Origin of the sequence: Sporomusa sp., assembly GCF_035561255.1 — a bacterium.
In the GTDB taxonomy this organism is placed as follows: domain Bacteria; phylum Bacillota; class Negativicutes; order Sporomusales; family Sporomusaceae; genus Sporomusa.
In genome coordinates this window covers 18,248-27,948 of sequence record NZ_DATMXX010000230.1, presented here as the reverse complement: position 1 = coordinate 27,948, position 9,701 = coordinate 18,248, and the positions used below count along the sequence as shown (strand labels likewise).

Here is a 9,701-nt window from a genome sequence, read left to right as displayed (position 1 = left end):
GTATAGACAAATTCCTGCAAAAATTCACATTATTTTGAATTTCCCCTTGAGAGAAAAATGTTTGATAATGGTTTTTTTTACTAATTGCCTGCAGGATTTTATGGGTTACTGACGAATTACAATATTTCAACTGATACGGACAAGTAGACAACCGGATGAGGGAAGATGATGAAAATAATATTACAGAAAAACGATGCGATTCCGTTATATATTCAATTGGCGAAAATAATACGTGATGATATCTTAAACGGGACCTACAAAGAGGGTGACCTGATCCCGTCAGAAGCTCAGATGGCACAAAAGTATAAGATTACCAGAACGACAATTCGCCGGGCGATTGCTGATCTTGTTAATGAAGGCTTATTAAGTCAGGTTCATGGCAAGGGTACTTATGTGTGTTTTAAAGAGGTAAGCTATAATGTCTGGAACTTCGGTGGTTTTACCGACTATATTATGAGCCGGGCTGAAACCCCGCACTCTGTGGTATTGCGAAAAGATATTATCACTATAGACAAGAAAAAATATTTGGCGCTGGACAGAGTAAGAGGGGTAAAACAAGGAGAAAAGATTATTTTTTTAACAATTGATTATTCGCAGATTCCCTTGGACTTATTCCCTGGTCTGGAGCAGTATGATTTTAGTGTTAATTCTCTTTATAATCTCATGCGAACCGAATATCGTGTTTTTCCTAAACGAGCCGAACTGTCGATGAATGCAATGCTAGGGGACACAGTGATGAAAGAGACCTTTAAGTTAAAAAAGGATATTCCCCTTTTACTGGCATCAGGTCAAATATATGACCGGGAGAATCGCGAGATTGAGGTATTGCGTGTTGTTTATGGACCTAATATGCAGTTTAAAGTTGTCGCTAATATGGAAGTATAGCGCAGCCTCTATAAAGCAGGCCTTAGCGCGGTGGGTCACCGGATAAGGGTATAAAATGGAAATATCCAAGTATTTATTGGAGGGGGAAGAGGGTTAAGATGAACAAAAAGGGGTTTTTGAGAAAAGCAATGGTAACGCTGCTGGCCGGAGTCATGGTTGTAGGGGTTGCTGGTTGTGGTCTGAAGTCGAGTCAGCCGGAAGCAAGTAAAGAGACCAAAACGCTGGTGGTAGTCAACTGGAAAGATTATGGTTCCGATAAGGCCGAGGTCGTTAAACAATTTGAAGACAAATACAAATGCAAGGTAGTACATATTTATATGTCTTCGGAAGAGGAATTGCTAACAAAACTAAGAACCGATGGTGTGGGCAAAATTGATGTAGTATTGCCCAATGCGTCGGTGCTGCCGGTTGCAGAAAAAGAAAACTTGCTTGCTTCCATCGATACCGGAAAATTGGAGAACTATCAGCATATTGCCGATAAGTTCAAAAAATTGCCGGAGAACAGCATGGAAGGCAAGACTTACGCGATTCCCTGGGTTTGGGGGTCGACGGCTATTGCGTATAATAGCAATATGATCAAAGAGAATGTAGATAGTATTAATGTTTTATGGGATGCGAAATATAAAGGCCAGATTGGTTTTAGGGACGATTTTAATGATGCAGTAATGAATGCTGCCATCGTTTTAGGCCAGAATCCCAATAAACCGTCTGATTTAAAGGCTATAAAAACAAAGCTGCTGGAGCAAAAGCCACTCAATAAGACTTATTGGAAAACCGGTGACGAGTGGTCCAAACTCTTTGCCAATAATCAAATTGCTGTTGGTGTCATGTGGAGTGGACAAGCCGCTTTAATGAAGAAGGAAGGCCAACCGATCAGGTTTGTCATCCCGCGCGAAGGGGCTATTGGCTGGGTGGATAATTGGGCTATTGTTAAAAATGCACCTAATGAGGATTTGGCCTACAAGTTCATTGATTTTATGCTGAGCAAGGAGTTCCAGGAAAACTGGGCTAAATCCGGTGGTCCTGCTCCTGTTAACAAGCTGGCTACAGCAGCCCTTGACCCGCAACTGGTAAAGGATAATTGCATGGATGAAGCATCCCTGAATAAACTGTATTTTATCTCATATCAGACAGATGAAGTAAAAAAGGCCTGGAATGAATTATGGCAGGAAGTAAAAGCCCAGTAAGCTATTAACGGTAAAAAACAAGCCCAAAGGTGCTTTTGGGCTTGCTTTTTTCTCTTGGTCTACCAGAATTTATAGTGCAATTCTGTTGACATAAGAACGACTAAGGCTTCTGCCGACGTCCTAAAGGACTTGGCACAAGCCAAGTCTTTTCTTAAATATGAGGAAACGGCGCAGCGAGCAGCGTTTGACTGGAGGAAAAAATGCAAAGAAAAATTATGCTGATGAGTCCGGCGCTATTTATGCTTATTGCATTTGGCGTTGTCCCGCTTTTTATCATGCTTTATTTCAGCTTTTTAAGCAATGGGCCAAACGGTAGTTTTACTTTACAGAACTATACAGATTTCTTTTCAAAAGAACTATATTTGAAATTAACAGCTAAAACTGTTCAACTGAGTCTGATTGTTACTTTGCTTTGTCTGATCGTCGCCTATCCGATGGCTTACATTATGGCGAAGATTATCCGCAAAGGTAAAGGGCTGCTATTATTGCTGATCATTATTCCATTTTGGACCAGTGCCCTGGTCCGGGCATATTCCTGGGTCAATCTCCTGCGTGACGGCGGAATGCTGGAGATTCTTTTGCGCAATCTGAATCTTATTGAGGGTAGTCTGGGTATTTTATTTACCCAGGCCGCAGTAATTATCGGGTTAGTACATATTTATTTTCCTTACATGGTAATCACCATTTTCATGTCTTTGGAAAAGCTGGATGATGCCATTCTGGACGCAGCCCAGAGCTTAGGGGCTACGCCATTTACTACATTCCGGAGAATTACCCTCCCCCTGAGTAAAGTGGGAATATTGACAGGCTCAGTGCTGGTGTTTATACCCTGTCTGGGAAGCTTTGTTGAACCGCGAATTCTGGGAGGGGTTAATGGCTCGGTCATCGGTACCATTATCGAAGATCAATTTTTCGAAATCTATGGGTGGAATTTTGGGGCGGCAATTGCTTTTATCCTGCTGGCGATGGTATTGGCGTCAATGGGGCTTGTAGGCAAATTCAACAAGGAGGTCTGACAGAATGAAAAAACAAGTATTCGCCTGGCTGTACGCGGCTCTGATTTTTTCATTTTTGTACGTTCCGGTTTTTGTACTGGCGCTGATGTCCTTCAATCAGTCACGGTATAATACGTTGCCGTTTTCCTTTAGCACGCATTGGTATAGTGTGCTGTTTACTAATACTAAGCTAATGGATGCTGTCATAAACAGTGTCTATATTGCCACCATTACAGCCGTTATCTGTGTAGTGCTGGCAACCGCGTTGATGCTGGGTATGCCAGAAGGGCGGAGCAGGATTAAGAGGCTGGTTAATTCACTGGTGGTTATGCCCCTGACCATTCCCTGGCTGATTATGGGTTTATCGTTATTGCTGTTTTTAATGAAACTGGGGTTAAGTAAAAATCTCTTTATGTTGTTAATTGGACATGTGATTATCTCGTTGCCTTATGCAGTGCTGGTCATTGGTGCAAGGCTTGCTGATATGGATAAATCGATTGAGCAAGCTGCATACAGCCTGGGGGCCAATGAGTGGACAACCTTTTACCGGATCATTCTCCCGAATATCTGGTCGGCAATTATAGCCGGCGGCTTCCTGTCGTTTATGATATCCTTTGACAATTTTGTCATTTCCTATTTTCTTATACCTTCCGGGAGCAGTACGCTGCCGATTGAAATCTATTCATCTATAAAATTCGGCTTTACCCCGGAGATTAATGCAGTTGCAACCATCATCCTGGTGGTGACGATGGCTTTGATTATTTTGATTGCAGCGTTGATGCAGTCCTCAATTAAGAACGTCTTTGGGAGGTAATGCAGATGTCCTATTTTTCGCTTAACAATCTGACTAAACGCTATGACTCCAACCTGGTCTTGAATAATATCAATCTGAGTATTGAGCAAGGCACGTTTTTATCGCTGCTGGGGCCTTCTGGCTGCGGGAAGACAACAACATTAAAAATTGTTGCCGGCTTTGAAAGCCCGGACGCCGGGGAAGTATTCGTGGCCGGTGAGGTATATAATAATCTGCCGGTGTACCACCGCAATGTGGGAATGGTTTTTCAAAGCTATGCCCTGTTTCCCCATATGACAATTGAACAAAATATTGCTTTTGGGCTGGAGCAGCGAAAGATTGATCGGGTAACAATAAAAAAGCAGGTGGCTGAGGCTATTGACATGGTCCAGTTAACAGGGCTGGAAAAGAGAAAACCAAAACAGTTGTCCGGTGGACAACAACAACGGGTCGCTTTGGCCCGGGCATTGGTAATTAAACCCCGTCTGCTATTGCTGGATGAAAGCCTAAGCGCACTGGATAAAAAACTACGGGTGGATATGCAGGTGGAATTACGCCAGATTCAAAAGCGGGTAGGGATTACAACCATCTTTGTAACCCATGATCAGGAAGAGGCGTTAACCTTGTCAGATAAAATCGCTGTGATGAAAGATGGTAATATTGTTCAGCTGGATGCGCCGCACGTTGTTTATGAGCAACCCTGCAATATGTTTGTTGCCGGATTTTTGGGGCAATCTAACTTTTTTACAGGTGTTATTAAAGCTATTGATAACGGCAATTATTGTCTGGAATTGAAAAATGGCGATCATATCCAGATCGCGGCAGCAGCAGGTGCCGCGCGGCGGCCGGGACAAGCGTGTATTCTGGCGGTGCGGCCTGAACGAATCCGGCTGGAGGCTGAGCGACCTGAGGGTAAGCCCGGTTTGTGCGGGCGGATTAAGTTTATTACCTATGCCGGTAATATTTCGAATTTCCGGGTAGAGGTTATGGGGGCGGAAGTGATTGTTCAACTCCAGAATTCGTTTAGTGGTGAGCGCTTTAATACCGGCGATAAAGTGTATTTAACCTGGGATCAGGCGGGCAGTGTCCTGTTGGATGAGTAGGTGATGATGTGAGTATAACTGGTGTTATAAAAAATAAAGTACTGGTTTTGGGCGGGCTGATTGTTGATAAGTATCTATTGGTAGGCGAGTACCCGGAAAAAGGCGAAGATGTGCTCATCAACGAATCTTTTGAAAGGGTGGGCGGTTCGACAATTAATGTGGCCAGCACACTGTGGAATCTGGGTGTGACTGCTTATCCGGTTTCAACAGTGGGGGCTGATCAGGATGGTCAGGGGATAGACGCTTATTTAACAGCAGCCAAAATTCCCCGGGACTGTGTCAGGGTGCAGGCTGGTCAGCGTACCGGTTATTCACTGGTCATCGTGGACGCTTCCTCGGAACGGACGTTTATGACCTTTAAGGGGTGCGAGAGCAAGTTTTCATCTGATTTAGTTGCAACTTCATTAATGGCGTCAACCGCGCTTGTTTACCTGACCGGCTATTATCTCCTGGCTGAAAATGCCGGTGAGATTGTAGAGTTTGTCCGCAGAATAAAGAGTCAGGGCGCGGTTATCATGTTTGATCCGGGGCCGCTGGTGCATGAAATTAACCGTAACGTCTTGCTGGCGGTATTAGGGCTAAGTGATATCCTGATACCGAATGTAAAAGAGATCAATAAAATGAAGGACCGGCTGGGTATTACCGGCAATTTTGCGGACTGGACAACTGCCCAGGGGATTCAATATGTCATCATTAAGAATGGCCGTGAGGGTGTTACTGCTTATGTCGGGCAGAGAGAGTATTACATCCCGGCTTTTGCGGTCAAGGCTGTGGATACTACCGGAGCCGGTGACTGCTTTGCCGCCGGGTGCATCTATGGATTTTTGCATGAGCTGGCTATTGAAGATATATTAAGAATAGGCTCTGCCTGTGGCGCATTGAACACGACTTTTATTGGTCCAAACGGCAATTTTGGTTTGGACGATATAAAAAAATTAATCAAAGGGGATTAATAATTATGTTAGATCGTGCTTATGGATGTTTAATCGGGGCAGCTATTGGTGATGCAATGGGAATGCCGGCCTCATTTATGACGCCGCAGCAAATAGAAAAGTCTTACGGGCGGATTATTGGGTTTAATAAGCCGTCAGTAGAACAAGTCGCACACGGCATGTTAACAGAGGGGGCCATAACCGATGATACGGAAGAAAGTCTTATTATTGCCGGTGTCTTAATTGAACACGCCGGTTTTAGCAGGGAGTTATTTGTCGCTAAAATGAAAGAATGGGCGATTAAGAATAAAATGCTGGCTTCAACGGTGATTGGACCAAGTACCCGCAGATTTCTAACTGCCATTACCGAAGGCGGTGATTATATTGAGGCTGCAAAAATCGGCGATACTAACGGCGGTGCTATGCGGGTTGCGCCGATCGGTATTTATTATCATGGTGATATAAAACAAGCGGTCCAGGCGGCTTGTGAATCAGCGCTTGTGTCTCATGGCAGTAAACCAGGTGTTGGCTCAACCTGTGCAGTAGCAGCAGCGGTAGCCTGCGCCATGGCAGGTGGCAAAAACATCACAGCGGTTATGGACGCTGCTATTTATGGCGCGCGGTTCGGTGAGGAGCAAGGCCATGACATTCCGGCGCCTTCAGTAGAAGAACGAATCAAGCTGGTGGTAGAAATGGTGGATCGTCATGCCGGTAAGAGTTTGGCTGAGCTTGGCAACATATTATACCGGCTGATTGGTGCCGGTATGAAAAGCTACGAATCAATTCCGCTCAGCCTGGGGATCTTCTACGCTGGTAAAGGGCAGTTTGAGGACTGCTTAACCTCAATTATTAATATTGGTGATGATGCCGACACCAATGGTGCCATTGTTGGTGCATTATGCGGCGCTTTTGGCGGTGCAGCGGCAATCAAATCAGAATGGAAGCGGCATATCCAGGAGGTTAATAACATTGACCTGGAGAAATTGGCAGCACAACTTATCCACCGCGAATGATGAAGTATTTAACCGGCCACTGGCCGGTTTCTTTATAAAGACTCGGGGACGGTGGTTGTGTCTTTTGAAAAATGTTATGGTATAAGTGTTAGGTTTGCTATAATAAACAAAAGGAAAGTGAATATACACTGTAGTTTTGGCTACTACGGTACTGAATAAAGAGGTGCTTTATGAAGCTTGCAATACTAGTCCGGGAAGAGACCATGTTGCGTTGTACCGGCAAAGGCTGTCTTAACGCTTTTTTTCAGCGAAAAGATGCTTTTGAGAGATATACGGATGAAATAGAGCTTATTACTTTTTCTCACGCTGGCGGTGATATTGAGCGAAAGATTGAGATGATGGTGAAAAATGGTGTGGATGTGGTGCACTTATCATCCTGTATGCGGGGGAAAGCACACAACTATGAAGCTTTGGCAAAGCGCCTTGGCGAATATTTTGATGTGGTTGGCTATACCCATGGATCACCAGAGGGCAAGGAACAAGCTACAATAACTATAAAAAAGGGTTAAAACATGAAGTTCATACCAGCAAAAACAATACTATCCGGCTACGAGACCTGTAACGCCTGGTTTGGCAAGAATTATAATATGAACATTTATAAAGGCTGTTGTCATGGTTGTATCTACTGTGACAGCCGCAGTGAATGCTATCGGGTAGAAAATTTTGACGAGGTAAGGGCAAAAGAGAATGCTCTCGCCTTACTTGCACGTGAGCTTACAGCAAAGCGCCGGACCGGTGTAATCGGAACAGGTGCAATGAGTGATCCCTACAATCCTTTTGAGAAAGAATACTGTTTAACCAGAGGCGCATTAGAATTAATTAATGCCCACCGGTTTGGCATCACCATTGCTACCAAAAGTGATTTGATCACAAGAGATATTGATGTACTGCAGCTGATCAAAAAGCATTCACCGGTACTTATAAAGATTACTATTACTACAGCAGATGACGCGCAGTGCAAGAAGATAGAGCCTTATGTCGCAGAAGCTTCAAAACGGTTTTCGGCGATTAGAAAGTTCTCAGAGAATGGGATTTTTACTGGGATTCTGCTTATGCCGGTACTGCCTTTTCTAGAGGATAATGACAGTAATATCAGTAGAATCATTCATTTGGCAGCTGAAAATGGTGCCAGGTTTATCTATCCGGCATTTGGTGTAACCTTGCGGCAAAATCAAAGAGAATGGTATTATAAAAAGCTTGACGAGCATTTTCCGGCTCTTAAGCAAAAATACATAACTCAATTTGGCAATGACTATGAGTGCCCTTCACCAAACGCAAAGCGGCTGTGGCAGTTATTTCAAGCAGAATGTGACAGAAAGGGTATTCTTTATAAAATGAAGGATATTATTAATGGCTATAGGCAAGGTTACGGCGACAATCAGCTTTCCTTGTTTTAATATGTATCAATCGTTAGCGTAGGAGTGTTAAACAATGCTGTCAAAACGAGAAAATGCAATTTTAACATATAGTAATACTTTATTCTATCCGCTTGCCCCCCGGGCGGAAGAAGTAGCTATACAGGATATCGCCCATGCTTTATCCCAAATGTGCAGGGCAAATGGACACTTTAAAACCTTTTACAGCGTTGCTCAGCATTCGATTAATTGTGCACGCGAAGCCGCTCAAAGAGGTTACACGGCTAAGGTTCAACTGGCTTGTCTGCTGCATGATGCCAGTGAGGCTTATATTTCGGACATAACCAGACCGGTTAAATATTACCTGGACGATTACAAAAAAATAGAACAAAATTTACAAAAGGTTATCTATGAGAAGTTTGAAATTGCAGATTTGACTGCCGATGAATGCGGGCAGGTTGGCGATATAGATAATACGTTGCTTCATCATGAATTTGAGCATTTGCATTACCGGGGTATTTTTGATGTTGCGCCACCCTTGTATTCGGCGGCTGATTTTGCTGAAAGAAGTATGGTTACTGTAGAGGCGGAATTCCTTACGTTGGCCCGCAGCCTGTTGAATCACCCTGAGGGTATCAGGAAAAGCTGCAAGTGTGTTGGGATTGACAGCTGCAAAAAAACGGGAAAGCATTATGGTTGGGCAGTTTTTTGGATCGAAGGTGATGGTGGTTACGGCTTTGGTGTCTATCCTGCGATTGCCGATATTATGGCAGAACATCATGATGCCGCCTGCATACTTATTGATATTCCTATTGGTTTGCCTGAGACTGAGGCAGAAAACCGGCTAAGGCCTGATCGTGAACTGCGCGGCCGGTTGAAAGGAAAATCATCAAGCGTATTTAACACACCCTGCCGGCAAGCTGTTTATAGCCAGGATAAGCTTGAAGCAAAAGCAGTTAACCTGACGATTACAAACAAGAGTTTGTCAGAGCAGTCATTGGGTTTTTCCCAAAAGATACGCGAGGTGGATGAATTTTTGCAAGTAAACCCGCAATATATAGGTTGTCTTCGTGAATCTCATCCTGAATACGGGTTTGCTTTATTGACTGGTGGCAGGCCGCTAATCAGCAGAAAAACAGAGGATAGTGGTTTTGTTGAGCGCCGGGAGGTCCTTAAGCAGCATTTTGCAGATACCGAAAATGCCCTAAATAGAATTATGTCCCAGTATCCTAAGCGCCTGCTTGACGATTTTGTTGATGCTATGGTTTTGGCGGTTGTGGGGATTGGCGGGATGCAGCGTGGTTTTGCTACAATTCCAGGGCAACCGGCAAAGGACAGCAGGGGACTGCCTATGGAAATTGTTTATGTCAGAATGTAGTTAGACAACCTGATTTGTTGATTTTAAAATCAAGGGTATATAGGTGCCCTTGATTGAATT

Annotated in this window: 10 protein-coding genes; all 10 read left to right on the top strand. The window is 44.0% G+C overall.

All coding sequences use genetic code 11. From position 1 onward, the window contains the following. Positions 1-165 precede the first annotated feature (165 nt). The 10 genes from VN379_RS12720 to VN379_RS12675 all read left to right on the top strand — a co-directional run bounded on the left by VN379_RS12720 (position 166) and on the right by VN379_RS12675 (position 9,641). Positions 166-885, top strand: a complete 720-nt coding sequence (locus VN379_RS12720; RefSeq protein WP_325534366.1) for a GntR family transcriptional regulator — start codon at positions 166-168, stop codon at positions 883-885. A gap of 98 nt (positions 886-983) precedes the next feature. Then, positions 984-2,072 carry an ABC transporter substrate-binding protein gene (locus VN379_RS12715; RefSeq protein WP_325534364.1) on the top strand — a complete coding sequence of 363 codons (1,089 nt, stop codon included), beginning with the start codon at positions 984-986 and terminating at the stop codon, positions 2,070-2,072. Between the two features lie 200 nt (positions 2,073-2,272). Next, a complete protein-coding gene (locus tag VN379_RS12710; RefSeq protein ID WP_325534362.1) occupies positions 2,273-3,088 on the top strand; it encodes an ABC transporter permease in 816 nt (271 codons plus the stop codon). Positions 3,089-3,092: 4 nt separating this feature from the next. Then, on the top strand, positions 3,093-3,881 hold the full coding sequence (locus VN379_RS12705) for an ABC transporter permease (RefSeq protein ID WP_325534360.1): 789 nt from the start codon (positions 3,093-3,095) through the stop codon (positions 3,879-3,881). 5 nt (positions 3,882-3,886) lie between these two features. Further along, the gene (locus tag VN379_RS12700) at positions 3,887-4,963 is read left to right on the top strand and encodes an ABC transporter ATP-binding protein (RefSeq protein WP_325534358.1); all 1,077 of its coding nucleotides are present in this window, start codon (positions 3,887-3,889) and stop codon (positions 4,961-4,963) included. 8 nt (positions 4,964-4,971) lie between these two features. Next, positions 4,972-5,916, top strand: coding sequence for a carbohydrate kinase family protein (locus VN379_RS12695; RefSeq protein WP_325534356.1), 945 nt, complete (start codon positions 4,972-4,974; stop codon positions 5,914-5,916). 5 nt (positions 5,917-5,921) lie between these two features. Next, on the top strand, positions 5,922-6,908 hold the full coding sequence (locus tag VN379_RS12690; RefSeq protein ID WP_325534354.1) for an ADP-ribosylglycohydrolase family protein: 987 nt from the start codon (positions 5,922-5,924) through the stop codon (positions 6,906-6,908). Positions 6,909-7,078: 170 nt separating this feature from the next. Then, positions 7,079-7,417, top strand: coding sequence for a CGGC domain-containing protein (locus VN379_RS12685; protein ID WP_325534352.1), 339 nt, complete (start codon positions 7,079-7,081; stop codon positions 7,415-7,417). A 3-nt stretch (positions 7,418-7,420) separates the two neighbouring features. Then, positions 7,421-8,305 carry an SPL family radical SAM protein gene (locus tag VN379_RS12680; RefSeq protein WP_325534350.1) on the top strand — a complete coding sequence of 295 codons (885 nt, stop codon included), beginning with the start codon at positions 7,421-7,423 and terminating at the stop codon, positions 8,303-8,305. A gap of 34 nt (positions 8,306-8,339) precedes the next feature. Continuing rightward, a complete protein-coding gene (locus VN379_RS12675) occupies positions 8,340-9,641 on the top strand; it encodes a DUF429 domain-containing protein (RefSeq protein ID WP_325534348.1) in 1,302 nt (433 codons plus the stop codon). The last annotated feature ends 60 nt before the right edge of the window (positions 9,642-9,701 follow it).

Bases quoted from the DNA above. Each gene is read 5' to 3' on its own strand.
- VN379_RS12720 (WP_325534366.1), top strand. From the start codon at position 166: ATGATGAAAATAATATTACAGAAAAACGATGCGATTCCGTTATATATT.
- VN379_RS12715 (WP_325534364.1), top strand. From the start codon at position 984: ATGAACAAAAAGGGGTTTTTGAGAAAAGCAATGGTAACGCTGCTGGCC.
- VN379_RS12710 (WP_325534362.1), top strand. From the start codon at position 2,273: ATGCAAAGAAAAATTATGCTGATGAGTCCGGCGCTATTTATGCTTATT.
- VN379_RS12705 (WP_325534360.1), top strand. From the start codon at position 3,093: ATGAAAAAACAAGTATTCGCCTGGCTGTACGCGGCTCTGATTTTTTCA.
- VN379_RS12700 (WP_325534358.1), top strand. From the start codon at position 3,887: ATGTCCTATTTTTCGCTTAACAATCTGACTAAACGCTATGACTCCAAC.
- VN379_RS12690 (WP_325534354.1), top strand. From the start codon at position 5,922: ATGTTAGATCGTGCTTATGGATGTTTAATCGGGGCAGCTATTGGTGAT.
- VN379_RS12685 (WP_325534352.1), top strand. From the start codon at position 7,079: ATGAAGCTTGCAATACTAGTCCGGGAAGAGACCATGTTGCGTTGTACC.
- VN379_RS12680 (WP_325534350.1), top strand. From the start codon at position 7,421: ATGAAGTTCATACCAGCAAAAACAATACTATCCGGCTACGAGACCTGT.
- VN379_RS12675 (WP_325534348.1), top strand. From the start codon at position 8,340: ATGCTGTCAAAACGAGAAAATGCAATTTTAACATATAGTAATACTTTA.